Below are 23,902 nucleotides of genomic sequence, written 5' to 3' on the forward strand. Positions count from 1 at the left end.
TGGTGGACGTCCGTACGAACGAGGCCGACCGTACCGGGTACGGGGAAAAACGTCTCGCGCGCTGTGGGGGGCTCCAGGGGAGTATGGCCTGCGCGCCCCGCGCCGACCGCCCCGGGACGGCCTCCCGGCCCCGAGGGGCCACCGGCCGCCGCGGAGCCGCCGGCCCCTCGGAGCCGAGCCGCCGGTCCCCGTGCGGCCGTCGGCCCCCGGGGAACTGCCGGCCCTCGCGGAGCCGTCGGTCCCCTCGGGGCCGCCGGGCGCCGCGCCCCGCCGCCCGAACCCCGTGACCGCCTGTGAGACCACCGGAGACAATGGACCCCGTGCGCTACCGCATCCTCGGCACCACCCAGGCAGTCCGCCCCGACGGCACCGCCGTCCCGGTCGGCGGGGCGCGTCTGCGCGCCCTGCTGACCGTGCTCGCCCTGCGCCCCGGCCGTACGGTCCCGGTGCGCGTCTTGGTGGACGAGGTCTGGGGCGCGGAGCCGCCCGCCGACGCCACCGGCGCGCTGCAGGCCCTGGTCGGCCGGCTGCGCCGGGCGCTCGGCGCCGACGCGGTCGCCTCCGAGGAGGGCGGCTACCGGCTCACCGCCGCCGCCGACGACATCGACCTGCACCGCTTCGAGCGGCTGACCGGGGAAGGCCTCGCCGCGCTCGCCGACGGCGACGCCGAGAAGGCCGCCGCCGTCCTGGACGACGCCCTCGCCCTGTGGCGCGACCCGGCCCTGTCCGACCTGCCCGACCGCACCGCCGAGGCGGCCCGCCGGGAGACCCGCCACCTGGACGCGCGGCGCGCCCGCCTCACCGCCGCCCTCGCCCTCGGCCGCGCCGAGGAGGCCCTGCCCGAACTGATCGCCCTGTGCGACACCCACCCCCTGGACGAGCCGCTCCAGGCGCTGCGCCTACGCGCCCTGCGCGACGCCGGCCGCACCGCCCAGGCCCTGGCCGCCTACGAGGACGTACGCCGCCTCCTGGCCGACCGCCTCGGCTCGGACCCGGGCGGCGAGCTGCGCGCGCTGCACGCGGAACTCCTGGACGGCGCGGGCGCGCCGCGCGGGGGTGTCGGTACGCCGCGTGGAGGCGCGGGCGCCTCGCGTGGGGGCGGGTTCTCGGGCGGAGGCACGGGTGTCTCGGGTGCCGGTGCCGGTGCGGGTGTCTCGGGTGCCGGTGCCAGTGCTGGTGGCTCGGGCGGCGGTACGGGTGGCTCGGGCGAGGGCGCGCGTTTCCGGGGTGGTGCCGGTGCCTCGGGTGGCTCTGGCGCCTCGGGCGGGGAGCCTGGCTCGGGTGGGTACTCCGCGCCGGGTGGGCACTCTGCCTCGGCCGGCGGTGCGGGTGTACCGGGTGGTCGTCCCGGCTCGGGTGGTTCCGGTGTCCCGGCCGGCCGTCCCGGCTCCGGTGGCCCTGGTGTCTCGGGTGACGGTCATTCCGGCGGGGGCGGTCACGCCGCCTCGGGTGGCGATCCTGCCGGGGACGACCGCCCGGCCGGTCATCCCGTCGCGGGCGGCCATTCCGCCGGGGGTGGCCGAACGGTGTCGGGTGGCCGTCCCGTCGAGGGCGGCCGTCCGGTGCCGGACGGTGCTCCCGCCTCGGATGGCCACCCCGTCGAGGGCCGCCGTCCCGTCTCAGGCGGTGAGCCCGCCGGGGGCCATCGCCCGGACGGTCGTCCCGCCTCGGGTGGCGATCCCATGCCGGGGAGCCGTCTCCTGCCGAGTGACCGTCCCGTGTCCGGCGGTGGCTCGGATGTCTGGGGCGACGCCCACGCTTCCAGCGGTCGCCATGCCTCGGGCGACCCCCAGGGCTCGGGCGACCCCCGCGTCCCAGGCGACCCCCGTGTCCCGGGTGACGACGCCCGTCTCCCGGACTCGCGGCCCGGCGTCGGGCAGGGCGCCGTCCCGCGGCCCGGCGCGGCGGGCTCCGGCGTCACCCCGCCCGCCGCCGCGGACGCCGTCCCGCCCCGGGGCGGCTTCGCCGAGCCGCCGAGCAACCTCCGCGCCCGCCTCACCTCCTTCGTCGGGCGCGAGGCCGATCTCGCGACGATCCGGGCCGATCTCGGGGCCAACCGGCTGGTCACGCTCCTCGGACCCGGCGGGGCCGGCAAGACCCGGCTGTCCCAGGAGGCCGCCGAAGCCGTGCGCGCGGCGCAGCCGGACGGCGTCTGGCTCGCCGAGCTGGCCCCCGTGGACGACCCGGACGCCGTGCCCGAGGCCGTGCTGACCGCCGTCGGCGCCCGTGAGACCGTCCTCTACGGCGCCGGCGCCGAGGAGATCCGGGTGGCCGTCGCCGACCGGCACGACGACCCCGTCGACCGCCTCGTGGAACACTGCGCCCGCCGCCGCATGCTGCTCCTGCTCGACAACTGCGAGCACGTCGTGGACGCCGCCGCCCGCCTCGCCGCGGAACTCCTCGCCCGCTGCCCCCAGCTCACCGTCCTCGCCACCAGCCGCGAACCCCTCGGCGTGCCGGGTGAGTTGCTGCGGCCGGTGGAGCCGCTGCCCGAGCCGGTGGCGCTGCGCCTGTTCGCCGACCGGGGCGCGGCCGTACGGCCCGGCTTCCGGACCGACGCGGACGAGGACACCGCGGCCGCCTCGGCGGAGATCTGCCGCCGCCTGGACGGCCTCCCACTGGCCATCGAACTCGCCGCCGCCCGGCTGCGGATGCTCACCCCGCGGCAGATCGCCGAACGGCTGGACGACCGCTTCCGCCTCCTCACCTCCGGCAGCCGTACCGTCCTGCCCCGGCAGCAGACCCTGCGCGCCGTGGTCGACTGGTCCTGGGACCTGCTGGACGAGCCCGAGCGGGAGGTGCTGAGCCGGCTCTCCGTGTTCGCCGGCGGCTGCGACCTCGCCGCCGCCGAGGCCGTGTGCGGGCCCGCCGCCTTCGACGCCCTCGGCTCCCTGGTCGACAAGTCCCTGGTGGTGGCCGCCCCCGACGGCGACGGCGGCATGCGCTACCGGCTCCTGGAGACCGTCGCCGAGTACGCCGCCGAACGCCTGGACGAGACCGGCGGCCGTACCCCGGCCGAGCGCGCCCATCTGACGTACTACCGCGAACTCGCCCGCACCACCGACCCGTTGCTGCGCGGTCCCGGACAGCGCGCCGCCATCGCCCGGTTCGAGCGGGAGTACGAGAACCTGCGCACCGCCCTGCGGCACGCCGTCGCGGCCCGCGACGAGCAGGAGTGCCTGTGCCTGGTCCTCTCGCTCGTCTACTACTGGCAGATGCGCGAGCTGCGCGTCGAGGCGCGCAACTGGTGCCGCGAGGTCATGGCGTTCGTCCCCGACCCGTTCACCGAGCCGGTGCGCCCGGCCGCCCCGGTGTGGCAGCGGTGCACCGACAACCCGCCGCCGATGACCGGCGAGGTCCTCGCCGAGGCCCGGCGGGGTCTGCACCTGGCCCATCTCGCCTGTATGGAGACCGAGATGGAGGCCTGGCAGACCCCGGCCGCCCGGCGCAAGCTCCAGGTCATCGCCGAGACCTACGAGCCCGGGCTGCCGCAGACCTGCCGGGGGACCGGCATGCTGTGGTTCTTCGCCGTGATCATGACCGGTGACGCGGAGCGGATCCGGCAGATCGTCGACGCCACCGTGGCCACCTGCCGCAGCGCCCCCGGCTTCGAGTGGGACCTCGGCAACGCGCTGCAACTGCGCGCCAATCTGCTGGCCAACCGCGCCGACTGGGTGGGCGACGCCACCCACGACGCCGACGAGGCGCTGGAGATCTTCCGCCGTCTCGGCGACGACTGGGGTCTCGCCGAGGCGCTCTCCGCGCGCGGCGAGGCCCACGAGCGCGCCGGCCGCTACGAGCAGGCCGCCGCCGACTACTCGGCGGCGGTCGAGCACGCCGAGCGCCTCGGCGCCCACGCCCAGGTCAGCGTGTTGCGCGCCCGGCTCGGCGGCGCGCTGCTGGAGGGGGGCGAACAGGAGCGCGGCGAGGCGCTGCTGCGCGAGGTGACCGACAACGAGGCCGGCTCCACCAACGAGGCCCAGCCGTTCGCCCGGCTCGCCCTGGTCGGCTGGCTCGGCGCGACCGGCCGGGTGGCCGAGGCCCGCGAGCAACTGCGGATCCTGCGGGAGGAGTTCGTCCTCTCCCACTTCGTGGTCTTCGAGGCCTTCATCCTCGGCGCGGAGGCGCGCCTGGCCGCCCTGGAGGGCCGCGACGAGGAGGCCCTGGACAAGATCCGCCGGGCGCTGGACCGGGCCGACGACCCGATCTCCCGGGCCGTCGCCCCCCAGATGCACGCCTCCTACCTCGCCGTCGGCGCGCTGGCCCTAGCCGGAGTGGACGGCGGCAGCCGTGTGCGGGACGCCGTCCGCTGCCTCGGCGCCGCCGACGCCCTGCTGCCGGAGGGCCATGTGAGCACCCTGGTGGAACGCCACACCCACGAGCAGGTGCGCATACGCGCCTTGTCCCGGCTGACCGAGGCGGCCTTCCAGGAGGCGCACGCCGAGGGCGGCGGCCTCTCCCCGGAGGAGGCCGCCGCCCTGGTCGGACAGTGACGTCGCGGACCGGCCCGGCCGCACGGCCGGGTCAGCTCTTGGTGCGGAACTTGTGGATCGCCACCGGCGCCATGACCACCGTGATCGCCACCGACCAGGCCACGGTCACCCACACACTGTGGCCCACCGCGCCGCCCGTCATCAGGCCGCGGGCCGAGTCGGCCAGCGTCGAGAGCGGGTTGTAGTCGGTGAAGTGCTGCAGCCAGCCCGGCATCGAGTTGGTCGGCGCGAAGATCGACGAACCGAACTGGAGCGGGAACAGCACCAGGAAGCCCATCGCCTGCACCGACTGGGCGTTCTTCAGCACCACGCCGAGCGTCAGGAAGATCCACATGATGGACGAGGCGAACAGCGCGGACAGGCCCACGGTCGCGATGAGGCCCAGCCAGTGGGTGATGTGGAAGCCGACCAGCACGGCGACGATCATCAGGATGACCGTGGAGAACAGCATCCGCGCCAGCTCGACCGCGATCTTCGCGAACAGCACCGAGCCGCGGCCGATCGGCAGCGAGCGGAAGCGGTCCATGACACCGCTGTTGAAGTCCTGGCTGAAGCCGGTGCCCACGCCCTGCGACAGGGTCATGCTCATCATCGCCAGCATGCCCGGGATCACGTACTGCACATAGCGTTCCTGGCCGCCGCCGAGCGCCATGCCGATGGAGCCGCCGAAGACGTACACGAACAGCAGGGTGAAGACGATCGGCATCAGCAGCGCGTCGAACATCGACTCCGGGTCCTGGCGGATCCACAGCAGGTTGCGGCGGACCAGCGCGCCGGTGTGCCGCAGATGGCCGCGCAGCGTGATCCGGGCGTCCGCCTGCACGTCGGGGGCGGCGGCGGGTGCGGTGACGGCGCTCATACGGCGACCTCCTCGGGGGCGGCGGACCGGGCGTCCTGCGGGGCACCGGCGCGGTGGCCGGTGAGGGACAGGAAGACCTCGTCCAGGCTGGGCAGTTCGGTGGTGATGGACGAGATCGTGATGCCGCGCGCGGTGACCGCGCCGACCACCGCGGTCAGTTGCTCGTCGTTGAGGATCGGCACCAGCAGCGAGCCTCGCTCGGCGTCGATCGTGGTGGTCGCGAGGCCGGTGATGCCGAGTTCGTCCAGCATCGCGGCGAGCGGGCGCAGCTCCAGCGGGTCGGCCGGGCGTACCCGCAGGGTGCGGCCGCCGACCTTCGCCTTCAGCTCCTCGATGCCGCCGTTCGCGATGACCTTGCCGCGGTCCACCACCGTCAGCTCGGAGGCGAGCTGTTCGGCCTCCTCCATGTACTGGGTGGTGAGCAGGACGGTGACGCCCTCGCCGACCATCGTCTTGACCTCGTCCCACACCTCGTTGCGGGTGCGGGGGTCGAGGCCGGTGGTGGGCTCGTCCAGGTAGAGGACGGCGGGGTGGCCGATCATGGAGGCGGCGAGGTCGAGGCGGCGGCGCATACCGCCGGAGTACGTGCTCGCCGGGCGGCGGGCGGCCTCGGTGAGGGAGAAGCGCTCCAGGAGTTCGTCGGCGCGGGCGCGGGCCTGCTTGCGGGGCAGGTCGAGCAGGCGGCCGATCATGTAGAGGTTCTCCCAGCCGGGGAGCTTCTCGTCGACCGAGGCGTACTGGCCGGTGAGGCCGATGACCCGGCGCAGCTGGCGGGGCTGGCGGACCACGTCGTAACCGGCGACCGTCGCCCGGCCGGCGTCGGGGGTGATCAGGGTGGACAGGATGCGTACGAGGGTGGTCTTGCCGGCGCCGTTCGGGCCGAGGACACCCATCACGGTGCCCTCGCGCACGTCCAGGTCGACGCCGTCCAGCGCCTTGGTCTCGCCGTAGTGCTTGACCAGCCCCCGTACGGTCACGGCGGCGCGTCCGCCGGTGGGGATGTCGTCGTTTCGCGTCATGCCGAAGAGACTTCCACCTCCCACCGACAAACGTCCGACACGGTACCGACAAACGGGGGGCGGCACCGACATCTCGCCGACAGGGGGCGGCTCGGTGGCTCGGTGGCGGCTTGGCCGGTCGGTGGTTCGGCTGCTCGGTGGCTGGGTGGTGCGCCTACGGGGGTTCGTGGGTCCGGGGGGTGGGGGTGCGGTCGGGCCGCCGCCCGCGGACATACGGCCCGGAGGGGGAAGGGGGAACGGAGGAGGGACCCCAGTACGCGGCGGCCCGCACCGCACCCCCACCCCCCGCTCCCGCCGTCCCGCGTCCGCGGCTCGTTCCTTGCTCCGCCCTGTGGGGTGCGCGTGCCGCTCCGCGGCTACGGCGACTGCGGCGAGGAGCGTCGTGGCGGCGAGGGCGCCCCAGAGAGCGGCCTCGCCGGGAGAGGCGCGACAGCAGGACGGTGACCGGCACTTGCAGGGTGACCACCAGCACGGTGTCGGCCACGGAGATCACCGCCGACCACAGGGGGGAGGCGTGCAGCCGTGGCCCGGCGGCAGGGGCGTTATGTCCGCCACACCCTCAATCTGCCCGACCTGACGGCGCTGGGGTCCGACCTGTCGGCGGCCGTACTGCGCTGAGCGGCCTGCGCCAGCGGTCCGGTCCTGAGCGGCCTGCGCTCAGTGGCCCCGGTCCGCCGGAACGCGGACGGCCAACGGCCACCGGCCGCCCCTCAGTCCACCAGCCCCGGCACCCCTGTCTCCTCCGGCAGGTGACTCACCACCACGCGCCCGGTCGGCGCGGCCACCTCGCGCCGGTCCACCGCGTACGCCGCCCCCGCGACGCCCAGCCCGAGGACGGCCAGCGCCGCCCCGGCCACCGCGGGCGACGTCGCGCCGAACCCGGCGGCCAGGGACAGGCCGCCGATCCACGCGCCCCCCGCGTTGGCCAGGTTGAACGCCGCCTGGTTCGCGGAGGACGCCAGGGACGGCGCCGCCGCGGCCTTCTCCATCACCATCAGCTGCAGCGGCGACCCGGTCACGAACGCCGCCGTCCCGAGCAGCGCCACCGCGACCGCGGCCCCCCACTCGTCCCGCATCAGCACCGGGAACAGCGCCAGCACCACCGCCAGCGCCCCCAGCCCGCCGAACAGCGTGCCCCGCAGCGAGTGGTCCGCGAGGCGTCCGCCGAGCAGGTTCCCGGCGGTGGCGCCCACCCCGAACAGCGCCAGCAGCACCGTCACACTGCCCTCGGCGTAGCCCGCCGCCTCCGTCAGCATCGGCGTGATGTAGCTGTAGGCCGCGAACAGCGCCCCGAAGCCCGCCACCGTCGTCAGCAGCGCCAGCCAGACGGGCAGGGGCCGCAGCGCGGCCAGTTCGCCGCGCAGCCCGGCGGACGGCACCGCGGTCGCGCGGTCGGCCGGGACGAGCAGCGCCAGCGCGGCGATCGCCGCGATGCCGATCGCGGCGACGCCGAGGAACGTCGCCCGCCAGCCCAGGTGCTGGCCCATCAGCGTCGCGGCCGGCACCCCCGCGATGTTCGCGACGGTGAGCCCGAGGAACATCAGCGACACCGACCGCGCCTTGCGCTCCGGCGGCACCAGACCGGTCGCCACCACCGCGCCCACGCCGAAGAACGCCCCGTGCGGCAGGCCGCTCAGGAAGCGGGCGGCCAGCAGCCAGCCGTGGCCGGGCGCGAGGGCGGACAGCGCGTTGCCGACGACGAACAGGACCATCAGGCCGATCAGCACGTGCCGCCGGGACAGCTTCGAGGTGAGCGCGGCCAGCAGCGGCGCGCCGATGACGACGCCGAGCGCGTACGCCGAGACCAGGTGCCCGGCGGTGGGGATCGAGATGCCGAGGTCGTCCGCGACATCGGGCAGCAGCCCCATCATCACGAACTCGGTCGTGCCGATGCCGAAGGCGCCCACGGCGAGGGCGAGCAGGGCCAGGGGCATGAAGGGGCCTTTCGAGGTGGGTTCCGGGCAGCGGTGAGGACGGTAAGTTCAGCTGCGGAACAAAGTCTCTCAGGTCCCGTATTCCAGCGGGTTACGAGCCGGTGACCGATGTGGTGACCTTCACACGCGCCGCCACCGGCAGATGGTCGCTGTCCGTGCGCGGCAGCGTCCACGAGCTCTCCGGCTCGACCCCCCTGACCATGATCTGGTCGATCCGCGCCATCGGGAACGACGCCGGCCAGCTGAACCCGAAGCCGTTGCCCACCGCACCCTGCGTCGAACGCATCTGCGCGGTCACCGCGTTGAGCGAGCGGTCGTTCATCGTGCCGTTCAGATCGCCCAGCAGCACCACCCGCGGCAGCGCCTCGTCGGCGATCGCCTCACCCAGCGCGTCCGCGCTCTGGTCGCGCTGCGAGGCCGTGAACCCGGCGTTCATCTTCACCCGCACCGACGGCATGTGCGCCACGTACACCGCGACCGCGCCCTCGGGCGTCGCCACCGTGGCCCGCATCGCCCGCGTCCAGCCCAGCCGGATGTTCACCGGCTTCACCGAGCTGAGCGGATACTTGCTCCACAGCCCCACCGTGCCCTGCACCGCGTGGTACCGGTACGTCGGCGCCAGCGCCTTCTCGTACACCGGCACCGCCGACGCCTTCAGCTCCTCCAGCGCCAGCACGTCCGCGCCCGAGGCGGCCACCTCGCGGGCGGTGCCGGACGGGTCCGGGTTGTCGGCGTTGACGTTGTGCGTGGCCACCATCAGATCGCCGCCGCCGGCCGACTTGTCGAACAGCAGCCCGCCGAAGAGGTTCAGCCAGACGGCCGCCGGCAGCACCACCGCGAGCAGCGCCGTCGCCGACCTGCGCACCAGCGCCAGCACCAGCAGCACCGGGATCGCGAGGCCCAGCCACGGCAGGAACGTCTCGGTGAGACTGCCGAGGTTGCCGATCCGGTTGGGGATGTGCGAGTGCAGCAGCATCACCAGGGCCAGCGCCACCGCGACCACGGCCAGCACGATGCCCCGCAGCCAGATCCGCCGGTCGCCGCGCCAGGCGCCGAGGAGGCGATGCACCAGGCGCCGGAGCCGGTTTCTCCGGCGCTCGGGCCCCGAGCCGCCGTCGTCCGTCTCCGTCATGTACGCCTGCTGCGCCATACCGTCGCCTCACTGCCTGCCGTGCACACCGTTCACCCCGTGGGTTACGACCCTAGGGGATGATCGGCTCCGTTCCGCCGTCCGGTGACGGCCGTACGGGCACGATGACGAACAAGTCGGCGCGAGAGGTTCCGGTTACCGCTCGGTGATCATGGTCTGTGACGAAACGTGCACATTATGACGGGGAACTGACGGGCCGTAGACCTTCGAGCAGCGCGTCCACGATCTGCTCGGGCAGGTCCTCGGGCAGATCGGCCTCCGGGCGCATCACACTGCGCACCAGCATGGGGCCGACGAAGATGTCGTTCAGCAGCTCGACGTCGAGATCCGTGCGCAGCTCACCGCGCAGCTGCCCCCGGCGCAGGACCTCGATCTGGAGCCTGCGCCGCGGTTCCACCACGGTCTGGTGGTAGGCGCACCAGATCTTCGGGCTGCTCTTCATCTGCGCGTAGACGTTGTGCAGGATCGCCGAGGAGCGGCTGGCCAGCCCGCGGATGCGCAACTGCTCCAGCAGGACCACCAGATCGTCGCGCACGCTCGTGCCGGGCAGTTCCGGATCGGGCGGCTCGGCCGCGCGCACCACGTCGACGAACAGCTCCTCCTTGCCGCTCCAGCGGCGGTAGATGGTGGCCTTGCCGACGCCGGCGGTCCGGGCGATGCGCTCGATGGAGAGTTCGGCCAGCGGCACGCCCTCCTCCAGCAGCTTCATCACGCCCTCCACGATGGCGCGTTCCACCGCCTCGCTGCGGGGGCGTCCCCGCGCGGGGGCCTCCGCGGCGGGTGAGGCCGGGCTGTCGGCGAGACTCACTTGAGACGTCCTTTCGTCGTACCGGGCAATTCTCCTACCCGGTGACCGTGACCGGCGACCGGCGATGGTTCCCCCACCGCCGGCCTGCCGCCCCCGTCGACTGCCGCGCCCCCCGTGCTTCCCCCTCCTCGACGACCTCCCGCGTCCCCGTACTCCCGCCCGTGCTCCCGCGCGGCTAGTCCATGGCCGCCACCAGCTCCTGCTCCTCCTCGCCGCCCTGCCGAGGCGGCTGCTGCGGCCTGCCGGGCAGGAACACGGCCGTCACGACCGCGCCGAGCAGCGCGACCACGGTGCCGCACAGCGCGGTGACGTGCATGGCGTGCAGGAAGGCGTCGTTGGCCGGGTCCACCAGGGCCTGGCCGCGCGGGCCGAGCTTCGCGGCGACGCCGAGGGTGGCCTCGATCGACTCGCCGGCGGTGTCGCGCAGATTGGCCGGGAGCATCCCGAGCTTGCCCTCGATGCTGTTCCGGTACGCCGTGGAGAGCACCGAGCCGAGGACGGCGATGCCGAGGGCGCCGCCGACCTGCCGGAAGGTGTTGCTCAGCGCGGACGCCGAACCGGCCTTCTCGCGCGGCAGGGCCTGCATGATGACCACGCTGGTCGGCGTCATGATGTGCGCCATGCCCGCGCCCATCAGGAAGAACACGACCTCCAGCAGCCAGATGGGCGTGTCCGCGTCGAAGGCGGCGAAGGCGCCGAGCATGCCGGCCAGCAGCGCCAGACCGGCCGTGGTGGTCGCCCGGTAGCCGAACCGGTCGACGACCAGCCGGGCCCGCGGCGCGAAGATCATCTGCGCGGCGGCCAGCGGGATCATCAGCAGACCGGACTGCAGCGGGGAGTAGCCGCGCACGCTCTGGGTGTAGAAGACCGAGAAGAACGTCACGCCCATCAGCGCGAAGAAGACCAGCGCGATGGCGGCCATGGCGGCCGAGAACACCTTGTTCTTGAAGTACGTCACGTCCAGCGACGGGTGGTCGCTGCGCTTCTCGAACAGGATGAACGCCGCGAGGACCACCACGCCGGCGATGATCGTCGCGAGCACCTTCGGGTCGGTGAAGTCGGCCAGCTCGCCGCCCTTGATGATGCCGTAGACCAGCAGGACCAGGCCGACCACGGACAGGACGACGCCGACCGGGTCGAGTCGGCCCGGGCGCGGGTCGCGGGAGTCGGGCACCAGCCACACCATCAGCCCGAGCGCGAGGATCACGATCGGCACGTTGATGAGGAAGACCGAGCCCCACCAGAAGTGGTCCAGCAGCAGACCGCCGGTGATCGGGCCGATGGCGATGGCCAGGCCCACGCCGCCCGCCCAGATGCCGATGGCCTTGGGCTGCTCCTCGCGCTCGAAGACGTTCATCAGCACGGCGAGCGTGGCCGGCATGACGAACGCGGCGCCGAGCGCCATCAGCGCGCGGAAGGCGATCAGCTGGCCGGGCGAGCCTGACTCGGCGGCCAGCGCGGAGCCGATGCCGAACACGACGAGACCGCCGAGCAGGACCTTCTTGCGGCCCACCCGGTCGCCGACCAGGCCGGCGGTGAACAGCAGACCCGCGAAGACGAGCGTGTAGGCGTTGATCGCCCACTCCAGCTCGCTCTGGGTCGCGCCCAGCCCCGTCGGGGCGGGGGTGGAGATCGTCTTGATGGCGACGTTCAGGATCGAGTTGTCGAGCACCACGATCAGCAGGCTCAGCATCAGGACGCCGAGGATCGCCCAGCGGCGCCGGTGCACCGCCTCCGGTATCCGGGGGCCGGACCCGGCGTGGTCGGCAGGAGTAGTCATGGTCCCGAGCCTAGGCGCTTTCCGATACGAGACCGTCTCGTATCGGAAGTATTTTACTGAGAACTTACGCGCCGTGCTGTACCGGAAGGGGGCCTTCCGAGTTACGCCCGCCCGGCCCGGCATCCCCGATACGCACCCCGCCCCCGAGACACGGCGCACACAGACCCCCTCTGGCCCCCTCCGGCCCGAAGTGCCACCATGGAGGGGAGTCCGGGGACGCCGTCAGGGCGCCTCGAGATGACTGAAGGAGCCGTTGCAATGACGCAGCTTTCGGCTGCCCGCACCCAGCCCTCCGACGGCAGCAAGGCGCTGTACGGGGGCAAGGGCACCCGCCGCATCACCGTCCGCGACATCACCCTCGCCAAGGAACGCGGCGAGAAGTGGCCCATGCTCACCGCCTACGACGCGATGACCGCCTCCGTCTTCGACGAGGCCGGCATCCCGGTGATCCTGGTCGGCGACTCCGCCGGCAACTGTCACCTCGGGTACGACACCACCGTGCCCGTCACCCTCGATGAGATGACCATGCTGTCCGCCGCCGTCGTCCGCGGCACCAGGCGGTCCCTGATCGTCGCCGACCTCCCCTTCGGCTCCTACCAGGAGGGCCCGGTGCAGGCGCTGCGCTCGGCCACCCGGCTGGTCAAGGAGGCGGGCGCCGGCGCGGTCAAGCTGGAGGGCGGCGAGCGCTCGCACGAGCAGATCCGGCTCCTGGTGGAGTCCGGCATCCCGGTCATGGCGCACATCGGCCTGACCCCGCAGTCCGTCAACGCCATGGGCTACCGCGTCCAGGGCCGCGGCGAGGAGGCCGCCCAGCAGCTGCTGCGCGACGCCAAGTCGGTGCAGGACGCGGGCGCGTTCGCGGTCGTCCTCGAACTGGTCCCGGCCGAGCTGGCCGCCGAGGTGACGCGGGTCCTGCACATCCCGACCGTCGGCATCGGCGCCGGCCCGGAGACCGACGCGCAGGTCCTGGTCTGGACCGACATGCTCGGCCTCACCGGCGGCCGCGTCCCGAAGTTCGTCAAGCAGTACGCCGACCTGCGCCAGATCATGGGCGACGCGGCCAGGTCCTTCGCCGAGGACGTCGTCGGCGGCGCCTTCCCGCAGGAGGAGCACTCCGTCCACTAGGGCGGAACCCCCAGGGCGCCGCACCACCGGGCGGCCGGGCCACCGGCCCGCCGCCCCGCCCCACCGCGCCCACCGGACCACCACGGCACCACCGGGAACAGCCCCGCCGATCTTCCCCCGTCGGCGGGGCTGTTCCGCGGCCGCGCGGGGCGGTCACAAGTGCTCGCGCCAGCCGTTCGTGATCGGGAGGCGGCGGTCCTTGCCGAAGCCCTTGGGGGAGATCTTCGTGCCCGGCGGGTACTGGCGGCGCTTGTACTCGGCCGTGTCCACCATCCGCAGCGTCCGGGCGACCAGCTCGGGGTCGTAACCGGCCGCGACGATCTCGTCGGCGCCCTTGTCGCGGTCGACGTACAGCTCCAGGATGGCGTCCAGCACCGGGTAGTTCGGGAGCGAGTCGGTGTCCACCTGGCCCGGCCTGAGTTCCGCGCTCGGCGGCTTGGAGATGGAGTTCTCCGGGATCGGCGGGGTCTGGCCGCGCTCGGCCGCCGCCCGGTTGCGCCACTTCGCCAGCCGGAACACCGACGTCTTGTACACGTCCTTGATCGGGCCGTACGCCCCCACCGAGTCGCCGTACAGCGTCGAGTAGCCCACCGCCAGCTCCGACTTGTTGCCGGGGGCGAGGACGATGTGGCCCTCCTGGTTGGACAGCGCCATCAGCAGCGTGCCGCGCAGCCGGGACTGGAGGTTCTCCTCCGCGAGCCCGGTCAGCCCGAGCGAGTCCATGTACGCGTCGAACATCGGCACGATCGGCACCGTGCGGAAGTTCAGGCCGGTGCGCCGGGCCAGCTCCGCCGCGTCGTCCTTGGAGTGCTGCGAGGAGTACTTCGAGGGCATCGAGACGCCGTACACGTTCTCCGGGCCCACCGCGTCGCAGGCGATCGCCGCGACCAGCGCGGAGTCGATGCCGCCGGACAGGCCGATCAGCACCGACCGGAAGCCGTTCTTCGCCACGTACGCCCGCAGGCCCGTGACCAGCGCCGTGTAGACCTCCTCGTCGTCGTCCAGACGCTCACCGCACCCGGCGGCCGGCACCGGCTCGTAGGCCGGCAGCGGCTCCTCGGACAGCACGACCCGGTCGACCCGCAGCCCGTCGTCCACCACGCCCGAGGGGGCGTCCGCGGCGGCGGCCGGCAGCTCCAGGTCCAGCACCACGCAGGTCTCCTCGAACTGCGCCGCCCGCGCGATCACCTCGCCGTCCGCGCCGACGACGATCGAGTCGCCGTCGAAGACCAGCTCGTCCTGCCCGCCGGTCATGGCCAGGTAGGCGGTGGTGCAGCCGGCCTCCTGGGCCCGCTTGCGGACCAGCTCCAGGCGGGTGTCGTCCTTCTCCCGCTCGTACGGCGAGGCGTTGACCGACAGCAGCAGCCCCGCGCGGGCGGTGCGCGCCGCCGGGACCCGGCCGCCGTCCTGCCACAGGTCCTCGCAGATGGCGAGGGCGACGTCCACGCCGTGCACCCGCAGCACCGGCATGGTGTCGCCGGGCACGAAGTAGCGGAACTCGTCGAAGACGCCGTAGTTCGGCAGGTGGTGCTTGGCGAAGGTCAGCACCACCTCGCCGCGGTGCAGCACCGCCGCCGCGTTCCGCGGCGCGCCGGCCGGCATGCCGTACTTCGGCTGGGCGCTCTCGCTGCGGTCCAGGTAGCCGACGACGACCGGCAGCTCGCCGAGGCCCTCCCCGGCGAGCCGGGCGGCCAGCTCGCGCAGCGCGGTGCGGGACGCCGTCACGAACGACGACCTCAGGGCCAGGTCCTCGACGGGGTACCCGGTCAGCGCCATCTCCGGGAACGCCACGAGATGCGCTCCCTGCTCGGCCGAGTGCCGGGTCCAGCGGAGGATCGACTCGGCGTTCGCGGCGAGGTCGCCGACGCGGGAGTCGATCTGGTTCAGGGCGAGACGTAGTTGAGGCACGCGCCCCAGTGTAATCGTCAGAGCGACGCGATGGGGGGCGGGCGCGGCGGCGCGGGTGTGGCCCGGCACACGTGTGACCGCCCTCGGGCGCGGGGCCGAACACGCGGGCGCCCGCCCCTCGGGGAGGAGGAGCGGGCGCCGGGGCCGTGCGGCACGGCCGGTGGTGCGTGCGTCAGTGGCGACGGTAGGAGTCGACGTAGCCCTTGGCGGGCGAGCCCACGCCGGTCACGTCGTCGTAGCCCTTGACGGCCTTGAGCGAGCTGTCCTTGCCGAGGCTGCGCACGGAGTAGGTCAGACCGCCGGAGGCGTCGACGCCGTTGACGAAGTCCACGCGGGCCACCGCGAGGTCCTTGCCGGTCGGCTTGTCCACCACGTCGTGGTACAGCTTCGAGCCGTACTTCGAGTAGATCGACGGGTTGGCGAAGCCGATCGCCTTGCCGCCGCGGGCCTCCTGGGCGAGGGCCTGCACGGCCGCGATCACCGGCGCGGCCAGCGAGGTGCCGCCGATGCGGTACTCGCTGTAGCGCTGGGTGCCGTCCGGGAAGGACTGCGTCTGGCCGACCAGGAAGCCGGTGTTCGGGTCGGCGATCGCCGCGATGTCCGGGACGACGCGGTTGCCGGCCGCGTTGTTGGCCGTGGCCAGCCCCGTGGGCACGACGCCCTTCTGGTAGTACGGCTGCGGCACGGTCTTGCTGGTGCCGCCGCCCGCGCCGGAGGTGTACGCGCCCGGGAAGTCCGTCCAGCTCTTCCCGTCGGCCGACAGGTTGGCCTTCTCGGTGCCCCAGCCGGTCTCCCACAGGTACTTGTCGCCCTTGCCGACGGCCAGCGAGGTGCCGCCGACGGCGGTCACCCACGCCGAGTTGGCCGGGGTGTCGACCTGCTTGACACCGGTGTTGGCGACCTCGTCGCCGTTGTCGCCGGAGGAGAAGTAGAAGCCGATGCCCTCCACCGCGCCGAACTGGAACACCTGGTCGTAGGCGGCGGCCAGGTCCGGCGTCTGGTTGGCCTCGATGTCGCCCCAGGAGTTGGAGACGATGTCGGCCAGGTGGCTGTCGACGATCTTGCTCAGCGAGTCGAGCAGGTCGTCGTCGTAGCAGGACGCCGCGCCCACGTAGGTGACGTTCGCGTCGGGCGCGACGGCGTGCACGGCCTCGACGTCGAGGGTCTCCTCGCCGTACCAGCCGGCCGCGCCGCACTCCTCGGTCCTGGTGTAGTCGGCCGGCAGCACCTGGCGCAGCTGGCTGGTCTTCCAGGCCTTGTCGCCGTTCTGCTTCGCGTAGTTGGCCGCGTCGTAGGCGATGGTCGGCGAGGCGTACGCGTCGGTGATCGCGATCCGGACGCCCTTGCCGGTGTACTTGCCGGCGCCGTAGGCCGAGCGCAGCTGCTTGCCCGTGTAGCCCTTGACGGCGTACGGGACCTTCTGGCCGTAGGCCGAGGGCAGCGTGCTCGCGGTCCTGGAGCCGTAGTACGAGGAGAACGGCCCGGCATTCTTGAACACCGCGTCCGGCGGCGGCAGCTGCTCCTTGTGGTTCGCCTTGTGCGGGGCGTTGTCCAGACCGGTGACGGTCAGCACGGCGCCCTTCAGCCCGGCCGGCACGGAGGCCGACGCGGCCGGGGCGCGGTAAGTCTTCGAGCCCTTGGCGAAGTTGTGCAGCTGGGTGCCGAACGCCTTCTCGGCGGCGGCGACATCGCCGGAGACGGCGATGTAGTGCGGCGTGACGGAGGTGACCGTGAGGCCCGCCGACTTCAGCCACGACCTGACCGCGGCCACCTGGGCCTTGGTCGCGCCGTAACGGGCCTGCGCCTGCTCGGCGGTCAGGTACTTGCCGTACTGGGGCGAGGACGGGTCGGCGACCGCCTTGGCGTACGCCGCGAGGCCGGCGGCGTCGCGGCCGGCCAGGTACACCCGGGCGTTGACCCGGGAGCTGTCGGCGGCGGCGCCCTTGTCCGCCTTGGCCGTCGCCCACGCGGGCTTGGTGCCCGCGAGGGCGCCGCGGCCCGAGTGGTCCGCGGCGTGCGCCGCGGGTATGCCGAGCGCGAGCGCGCCGGCGACCATGGGCAGCGTCGCCGCCAGGCTCACACCGGCGCGCACGGTGGCGCGGTTGGATCTCATAGAACCCCCTGCGATGCGGATCGCATGTAACGCAATGAGTGGTCGGACCACGCGTGATCCGCGAAGCGGCCGCGGCGGTTTGGCCCCATGGGCGGTAGGCCCATGAATGGATCACACGATCGAGGGTCACTCTTCCCGATGAACCGTTCATGCCAGGGCCATGCGTAAGCCAAGAGAAAGCCAAGGAACCGTCAGGCACGGTGTATACGGGGTGAATTGAGTCCTTCGTTCCCCGGATTGAGAGCTTCGGTTCCCGGATTCCGGAGGCCCCGTCTCACGAACCGGGCGCCGCACCGCTCATGAACCGGGTGCGTACCGCTCATGAACCGTGCGCCGCACCGCTCATGAACCGGCCGTCGCGCCCCGCTCCTTGAGCATGCCGGCCATGAGCCGCAGCTCTGACTGCTGCCCGTCCACCATGCTCTGCGCCAGCCGCTTCTCCGCCGCCACCGTGCACCGGGCGACGCACCCCTGCGCCATGTGCAGACCGCCCTTGTGGTGGGCGGTCATCAGCTGGAGGTAGTAGATCTCCGCCTGCCGGCCGCTGAGTCGGCCGAGCTTCTTCAGCTGCGCGTTGGTCGCCATGCCGGGCATCAGCGCGCCGTCCTTGCCGGCCGCCGCGTCGCCCATCCCCATCCAGGTCATCGGCGGCTCGGCCGACACCTTCGGCAGCTCCCACAGATCCAGCCAACCCAGCAGCATCCCGCGCTGGTTGGCCTGCGTCTGCGCGATGTCGTAGGCGAGACGGCGCACTTCGGTGTCGCGGGTGCGGTCGCGCACGATGTACGACATCTCCACCGCCTGCTGGTGGTGGACCGCCATGTCCCGGGCGAAGCCCGCGTCCGCGGAGTCGGCGGCCGGGACGGGGACGGCGGACGCGGAGGCCGCCGCCGCGGCGGGCGCGGGGACATGGGCGTGCGCCCCGCCGTCCTCGGCGACCGCGTAGGTGATGGCCCCGGCCGCCGCCAGCGCGGTCACCGCGGCCGCCGCGACCAGCCCGGCCGGCCTCACCGGTCCACACCGCCCGTGCAGGCGGCCCCCGGCTCCGGCGTCTGCGCGCCCTGGACGAACTCGGCGAAAAACTTGTCGACGTTCGGGTCCTTCGCGCCGCTCACACTGCGCTGGTGCGCCCACGCCGACAGCATGATCGGGTCCTTCTGGTCGGCGACGGGACTCATCAGCGTGTACGGCGTCCGGCGCACCTTCTCCGCCAGCGCGGCCACGTCCGCCTTGGCCGCCTTCGCGTTGTACGTCACCCAGACCGCGCCGTGCTCCAGGGCGTGCACGGCGTGCTCGTTCTCGATCGGCGCGGTGTACACGTCGCCGTTGCAGTTCTGCCAGACCGGATTGTGGTCGCCGCCGACCGGGGGCTCCATCGGGTACGTCACGGGGTCGGTGGTGTGGTTGCGGGTGAGGGTGCCCTGCCAGGTGCGGACGCCGTCGGGGCCGGTGGTGAAGTGACCCGCGCCGCCGGGCTTCGCGTTCTTGCCGTCCTGGCCGCTCTTCGCCTCGACGGCCGAGCCCGCCGTGCCGCCGTTCTCGGACTGCGCGGTCTGCGCGTGGACGAACAGCACGCCGCCCACGGTCAGCCCCGCGACCACGGCCACGCTCGCGACGATGCCGAGCACGCGGTTGCGCCGCTGCCGGGCCTGCTCGGCGCGGCGCAGCTCCTCCATATGGGCCCGGCGCTGGTCGCTGCCGGTCGTACCGGTGGGTCCGGGCTGAGGGGCGGAGGCCATGGGGGTCCTTCGGGGTCGGAGGGGCGGTGAGGGCGGTCGGCTCGCGCTGATCGTAGTGGGGCGGAGGGGGCGCGGGGGAGAGCGCGGCGATCGACGGCGGGTTGCCGGGCACAGCGGGCGGGGAGGGGGCGGCCGGCACGGAGAGGACGGCGGTCACGGAGGGGGCGGCGGCGGGCGGCGGGCCGCCGTTAAGTTGAACGGCGGATGCCGATTATTTACGCTGGCGGTATGCGGCTGCTGCGCTCCACCGACATGGCGCTGCGCGTCCTGATGAGGCTCGCCGTCGCGGGCGAGACCGACACCCCCACGACCCGCGAGGTCGCGGCGGACATGGGCGTGCCGTACACGCATGCCGCGAAGATCGTCGCCGAACTCCAGCACCGCGGCCTGCTCACGGCCCGCCGCGGCCGGGGCGGCGGACTCTCCCTCACGGAGGCGGGCCGGGGCGCGTCGATCGGCGCGATCGTGCGCACCATGGAGGGCGAGGGCGACGTCGCCGACTGCACCGGCGGCGACACCCCCTGCCCGCTGAACTCCGACTGCCGCCTGCGGGGCGCCCTGCGCCGGGCCCAGGAGGCGTTCTACGCCGCGCTCGATCCCCTCACGGTCGCCGACATGGTCGCGGCGCCGACGGGACCGCTGCTGCTGGGGCTGCCGAGCATGCGGCCGGCGTCCTGAGCGAGCAGGTTCCCCGGCCTGAGGGGCGCTGCCCCGCGCCGAGGTCTGCCCGGCGGGGCGGCACGCGGCGGCGGTACTCGGCCGGGGAGGCGCCGAGCGCCTTGACGAACGCGCGGCGCATGGCCTCGGGGGTGCCGTAGCCGCACGCGGGCGGGCCGTCGCGCGGACATGCGGAAAGCCGGTCCGAGGCGACGGGGGAAACCGCCTCGGACCGGCCGGTAGGGGACTATGGGGGCCGGGAGGGTCAGAAGGGCCAGGGGGCGGCGGAGGCGGCGAAGGGCGGCGGCCGACCGGGCGAGGTACCCGCCTGCCCACCACCGCCACCCTGCCGCCCGACCGCCGGACCCTGCCGTCAAGCTCTCCCGGACCCTGTCGTCAAGCTCCCCTGGAGCCTGCCGTCAAGCTCTGCCGGACCCTGTCGTCAGGCCGCCGCCGGCGCCTGCGCGGGCTGCGCCAGCCACAGGTCCGGGCCGAAGACCTCGTAGTGGATGTCGGCCGGGGCCACGCCCTTGGCGATGAGCTGCTCGCGCACCGCGCGCATGAACGGCAGCGGGCCGCACAGATAGGCCCGCGTCCCGGCGGGGACGGCGACCTCGGCGAGATCGACCCGGCCGGGCCGGCCCGCGCCCTCGGCGTCCTGCTCGTAGAAGAAGACGGTCCGCGCGTCGGCCAGCTTGGCCGCGTACGCCTCGTGGTCCGCGCGCAGCGCGTGCGCGGCGGGGGAGCGGTCGGCGTGCACGACGGTCACCGGCGCGCCGTGGCCGGCGTCGGCGAGCTGCTCCAGCATGGCGATCATCGGGGTGACGCCGATGCCCGCGGAGGCGAGCAGCAGCGGCGCGTGGGTGTCCTCCAGGACCAGGTCGCCGTACGGGGCGGACAGCTGGAGGACGTCGCCCTCGCGTACGTGGGCGTGCAGGTGGTTGGAGACCTCGCCGTCGGGCGTGGCGGCGTCGCCGGTCACCCGCTTGACGGCGAACTGCCGCTCCGGCGAGCCGGGGGCCGCGGTGAGGCTGTACTGGCGGATCTGCCGGGCGCCGTCCGCGAGCGTGACGCCGACCGAGACGTACTGTCCGGCGCGGTAGCCGGGCACCGGGCCGTCGTCCACGGGGCGCAGCTTGAAGGTGACCACGTCGTCGGTCTCCTCGACGCGCTCGACGACCTTCCACTCGCGCCAGCCGGTCTGCGCGCTCTGCTCGTACAGCCGCTTCTCGATGGCGATGAGGGCGTTGGCCATCAGCCAGTAGACCTCGGTCCAGGCGGCGGCGACCTCTTCGGTGACGGCGTCGCCGAGGATCTCGGCGATGGCGGCGAACAGGTGCTCGTGCACGATCGGGTACTGCTCCGGGACGATGCCGAGCGAGGCGTGCTTGTGGGCGATGCGGTCGAGCATCACGTCGGGGCGCCGGTCGGGGTTGTTCACCAGGTACGTCGCGAAGGCGGCGATGGAGCCGGCGAGGGCCTGCTTCTGCGCGCCGGAGGCCTGGTTGCCGCGGTTGAACAGGTCCCGCAGCAGTTCGGGGTGGGCCTCGAACAGCCTGGCGTAGAAACGCTCGGTGATCTGGCCGATGGCCGCGCCGACGGCGGGAAGGGTGGCGCGGACGGTGGCTGCTGACTGCTCGGACAGCATCGTGACTCCTCGATGACTCGATCGTGTGCTCGATCGCTCGACTCGTCATGACCGTATGAAAACTTGCATCTGAGATGCAAATTAAAGGAACGTGGTCTGCCTCACGGGGGACGGCCTCCGGCCACGCCGCCCATGTGGTGCGGTGTGGCCGTGCGGCGGACGGGATGGCCTCCGGCCATTACGGCGGGGGCGCACAGGGGGCAAGATGGGCGGCAGAGCAGTGCACCACTGCGCGCGGACGACCGAACGCCAGAACGACCGGCTGCCCGGCCGGCCGGGACATGCGGCCCGGCCGGGCCCCGGCCCGGACCGGGGCGAGGCCGGGACCCGGACCTCGCACCGCACCCGGTCCGGGTCACGGCCGTCGGCAACGCGCGTGAAACCCTGGTGTGGTGTGATGCTCGCGTGCCCGACCGCCTCCCGTGACGACATACGGACACAGGCGGCCTGACCAGCAAGGATGGGGAAGCGGAAGATGGACAAGCAGCAGGAGTTCGTGCTCCGGACGTTGGAGGAGCGCGACATCCGGTTCGTACGCCTGTGGTTCACGGACGTGCTGGGCTTCCTGAAGTCGGTCGCCGTGGCCCCCGCCGAGCTCGAACAGGCCTTTGACGAGGGCATCGGCTTCGACGGCTCGGCCATCGAGGGCTTCGCCCGGGTCTACGAGTCCGACATGATCGCCAAGCCGGACCCGTCGACGTTCCAGATCCTGCCCTGGCGGGCGGAGGCCCCCGGCACGGCGCGGATGTTCTGCGACATCCTCATGCCGGACGGCTCCCCGTCCTTCGCGGACCCGCGCTACGTCCTCAAGCGGGCCCTGGCGCGCACCTCCGACCTGGGCTTCACCTTCTACACCCACCCGGAGATCGAGTTCTTCCTGCTGAAGAACCGCCCGCTGGACGGCTCCCGCCCCACCCCCGCGGACAACTCCGGCTACTTCGACCACACCCCGCAGGCCATCGGCATGGACTTCCGCCGCCAGGCGATCACCATGCTGGAGTCGATGGGGATCTCGGTGGAGTTCTCCCACCACGAGGGCGCGCCGGGGCAGCAGGAGATCGACCTGCGCTACGCCGACGCGCTGTCCACGGCGGACAACATCATGACGTTCCGCCTGGTCATGAAGCAGGTGGCGCTGGAGCAGGGGCTTCAGGCGACCTTCATGCCGAAGCCGTTCTCGGAGTACCCGGGCTCCGGCATGCACTCGCACCTCTCGCTCTTCGAGGGCGACCGGAACGCGTTCTACGAGTCCGGCGCGGAGTACCAGCTCTCCAAGGTCGGCCGCTCCTTCATCGCGGGCCTGCTGCGGCACGCGGCGGAGATCAGCGCGGTGACCAACCAGTGGGTCAACTCCTACAAGCGCATCTGGGGCGGCTCCGAGCGCACGGCGGGCGCCGGCGGCGAGGCCCCGTCGTACATCTGCTGGGGCCACAACAACCGCAGCGCGCTGGTCCGCGTCCCGATGTACAAGCCCGGCAAGACGGGCTCGGCCCGCGTCGAGGTCCGCTCGATCGACTCCGGCGCGAACCCGTACCTGACCTACGCCGTCCTCCTGGCCGCCGGCCTGAAGGGCATCGAGGAGGGCTACGAACTCCCGCCGGGCGCCGAGGACGACGTCTGGGCCCTCTCCAACGCCGAACGCCGCGCGATGGGCATCGAACCCCTCCCGCAGAACCTCGGCGAGGCCCTGACCCTCATGGAAAGCAGCGACCTGGTGGCCGAAACCCTCGGCGAACACGTCTTCGACTTCTTCCTCCGCAACAAGAAGCAGGAATGGGAGGAATACCGCAGCGAGGTCACGGCGTACGAACTGCGGAAGCACTTGCCGGTGCTGTAGGGGCGGGTTAGGGCAAGGGTCTCGCTGGTTGGGTGAATGGGGCCGACGGTCACGGACCGTCGGCCCCATTGCGCCAGCCTCTGGGGCGTCGCAGAGCCAAGTCTCGGCCGACAGGCCGTCTCTGACCCAGGACAGGAAGAGCAGGATCAGCACAACCGTCGGTTCGATTGCCGTCGTGTTCAGGCAGAGCTGGCAACTGACGGTCATGGCGTGGCAGCAGATGCTGCCACGCAGACCGGATCATTCGCTCGTCTATACGGCTATGGCTTGTTTCTGGTATGAAGTTCACCGTGGCTTTGAGCGCATACGAACGGAAGGCTCGCCTTGCCCAGGCGTGTTGGGGATTGCACCTATCACCATCACTGTTGTCACGCTCGGCCTGAAGGCCTACCCGGCGGTACCCGTAGCACTGGGGGTTCTCTCGGCTACTTTCGGCGGCTATCTACTGTCGGTTATGGTGGGTAATGCAGGGCGGCGATCCCAAGTGGGGATGTACGAGCGATGGGGCGGCCGACCGTCGACGCAACTGCTGCGCACCTGGAATGAGAGCAGCAACCCAACGCAGAGAGACATTTGGCGGCAGGCGATCGAAGATGTTGCCGATGTGTGATTGCTGAGCAAGCAGCGCGAAGCGGCTAATCCTGCGGCTGCCGATCATGCCATCGAAGCTGCCACTGATCAGGTGCGCCATCTTGGCCAAGATCCTCGCTTCCCGATGGTGGCGAGTGAGAACGCTGCTTACGGCTTTGAGCGCAACATGTGGGGATTTCGCTGGGTCGGTCGCGATGTGGCTCTAGCTTGTTTAGTGATCACCGGGATGACCGGTCTCTTG

At 72.6% G+C, this 23,902-nt stretch carries 17 protein-coding genes and 1 pseudogene; 6 read left to right on the forward strand and 12 right to left on the reverse strand.

The genetic code is table 11. The annotated features are described in order from the left end of the window. Nucleotides 1-311 precede the first annotated feature (311 nt). Complete coding sequence (locus tag K7787_RS21955) at nt 312-4,493, forward strand: AfsR/SARP family transcriptional regulator (RefSeq protein ID WP_223002651.1); 4,182 nt, start codon at nt 312-314, stop codon at nt 4,491-4,493. A gap of 31 nt (nt 4,494-4,524) precedes the next feature. Here K7787_RS21955 and K7787_RS21960 read toward each other — a convergent pair whose 3' ends face one another. The 6 genes from K7787_RS21960 to K7787_RS21985 all read right to left on the reverse strand — a co-directional run bounded on the left by K7787_RS21960 (nt 4,525) and on the right by K7787_RS21985 (nt 12,043). After that, nucleotides 4,525-5,352, reverse strand: a complete 828-nt coding sequence (locus K7787_RS21960) for an ABC transporter permease (RefSeq protein WP_223002652.1) — start codon at nt 5,350-5,352, stop codon at nt 4,525-4,527. Then, nucleotides 5,349-6,371, reverse strand: coding sequence for an ATP-binding cassette domain-containing protein (locus tag K7787_RS21965; RefSeq protein WP_164388756.1), 1,023 nt, complete (start codon nt 6,369-6,371; stop codon nt 5,349-5,351). The genes K7787_RS21960 and K7787_RS21965 overlap by 4 nt, the downstream gene beginning before the upstream one ends. 710 nt (nt 6,372-7,081) lie before the next feature. Beyond that, nucleotides 7,082-8,305 carry an MFS transporter gene (locus tag K7787_RS21970; protein WP_223002653.1) on the reverse strand — a complete coding sequence of 408 codons (1,224 nt, stop codon included), beginning with the start codon at nt 8,303-8,305 and terminating at the stop codon, nt 7,082-7,084. A 91-nt stretch (nt 8,306-8,396) separates the two neighbouring features. Further along, nucleotides 8,397-9,455 (reverse strand): endonuclease/exonuclease/phosphatase family protein, encoded by a 1,059-nt coding sequence (locus K7787_RS21975; protein WP_223002654.1) that lies wholly within the window; start codon nt 9,453-9,455, stop codon nt 8,397-8,399. A gap of 175 nt (nt 9,456-9,630) precedes the next feature. Then, on the reverse strand, nt 9,631-10,263 hold the full coding sequence (locus K7787_RS21980) for a TetR/AcrR family transcriptional regulator (protein ID WP_009188273.1): 633 nt from the start codon (nt 10,261-10,263) through the stop codon (nt 9,631-9,633). Nucleotides 10,264-10,438: 175 nt separating this feature from the next. Continuing rightward, a complete protein-coding gene (locus K7787_RS21985) occupies nt 10,439-12,043 on the reverse strand; it encodes an MFS transporter (RefSeq protein ID WP_009188272.1) in 1,605 nt (534 codons plus the stop codon). A gap of 258 nt (nt 12,044-12,301) precedes the next feature. On the opposite strand from K7787_RS21985, the gene panB reads away from it, so the two are divergent. Beyond that, the gene (panB, locus tag K7787_RS21990) at nt 12,302-13,168 is read left to right on the forward strand and encodes a 3-methyl-2-oxobutanoate hydroxymethyltransferase (RefSeq protein ID WP_009188271.1); all 867 of its coding nucleotides are present in this window, start codon (nt 12,302-12,304) and stop codon (nt 13,166-13,168) included. A gap of 153 nt (nt 13,169-13,321) precedes the next feature. Here panB and K7787_RS21995 read toward each other — a convergent pair whose 3' ends face one another. The 4 genes from K7787_RS21995 to K7787_RS22010 form a co-directional block, all read right to left on the reverse strand. After that, the gene (locus tag K7787_RS21995) at nt 13,322-15,076 is read right to left on the reverse strand and encodes an NAD+ synthase (RefSeq protein ID WP_223002655.1); all 1,755 of its coding nucleotides are present in this window, start codon (nt 15,074-15,076) and stop codon (nt 13,322-13,324) included. A 172-nt stretch (nt 15,077-15,248) separates the two neighbouring features. Further along, nucleotides 15,249-17,189: a S53 family peptidase gene (locus K7787_RS22000; protein WP_043260740.1), complete on the reverse strand. Its 1,941-nt coding sequence runs from the start codon at nt 17,187-17,189 to the stop codon at nt 15,249-15,251. A gap of 342 nt (nt 17,190-17,531) precedes the next feature. Then, complete coding sequence (locus K7787_RS22005) at nt 17,532-18,200, reverse strand: DUF305 domain-containing protein (RefSeq protein ID WP_223002656.1); 669 nt, start codon at nt 18,198-18,200, stop codon at nt 17,532-17,534. Further along, the gene (locus K7787_RS22010) at nt 18,197-18,928 is read right to left on the reverse strand and encodes a thioredoxin-like domain-containing protein (RefSeq protein WP_223002657.1); all 732 of its coding nucleotides are present in this window, start codon (nt 18,926-18,928) and stop codon (nt 18,197-18,199) included. Before K7787_RS22010 ends, K7787_RS22005 begins: the two co-directional genes overlap by 4 nt. Before the next feature lie 228 nt (nt 18,929-19,156). On the opposite strand from K7787_RS22010, the gene K7787_RS22015 reads away from it, so the two are divergent. Next, the gene (locus K7787_RS22015) at nt 19,157-19,606 is read left to right on the forward strand and encodes an RrF2 family transcriptional regulator (RefSeq protein ID WP_043260736.1); all 450 of its coding nucleotides are present in this window, start codon (nt 19,157-19,159) and stop codon (nt 19,604-19,606) included. A gap of 46 nt (nt 19,607-19,652) precedes the next feature. Here the strand turns inward: K7787_RS22015 and K7787_RS32465 are convergent. Then, a pseudogene (locus K7787_RS32465) lies at nt 19,653-19,754 on the reverse strand (GlxA family transcriptional regulator); the annotation flags it as partial. 273 nt (nt 19,755-20,027) lie between these two features. Next, nucleotides 20,028-21,233: a globin domain-containing protein gene (locus tag K7787_RS22020; RefSeq protein WP_223002658.1), complete on the reverse strand. Its 1,206-nt coding sequence runs from the start codon at nt 21,231-21,233 to the stop codon at nt 20,028-20,030. Nucleotides 21,234-21,708: 475 nt separating this feature from the next. On the opposite strand from K7787_RS22020, the gene glnA2 reads away from it, so the two are divergent. The 3 genes from glnA2 to K7787_RS22035 form a co-directional block, all read left to right on the forward strand. After that, nucleotides 21,709-23,070 (forward strand): gamma-glutamylpolyamine synthetase GlnA2, encoded by a 1,362-nt coding sequence (gene glnA2 / locus K7787_RS22025; RefSeq protein ID WP_009188264.1) that lies wholly within the window; start codon nt 21,709-21,711, stop codon nt 23,068-23,070. A gap of 175 nt (nt 23,071-23,245) precedes the next feature. Continuing rightward, nucleotides 23,246-23,680 (forward strand): hypothetical protein, encoded by a 435-nt coding sequence (locus K7787_RS22030; protein ID WP_223002659.1) that lies wholly within the window; start codon nt 23,246-23,248, stop codon nt 23,678-23,680. Continuing rightward, nucleotides 23,681-23,902, forward strand: a 222-nt coding sequence (locus K7787_RS22035; RefSeq protein WP_223002660.1) for a hypothetical protein, incomplete at its 3' end; no start/stop codon positions are given.

Origin of the sequence: Streptomyces sennicomposti (genome assembly GCF_019890635.1) — a bacterium.
In the GTDB taxonomy this organism is placed as follows: domain Bacteria; phylum Actinomycetota; class Actinomycetes; order Streptomycetales; family Streptomycetaceae; genus Streptomyces; species Streptomyces sennicomposti.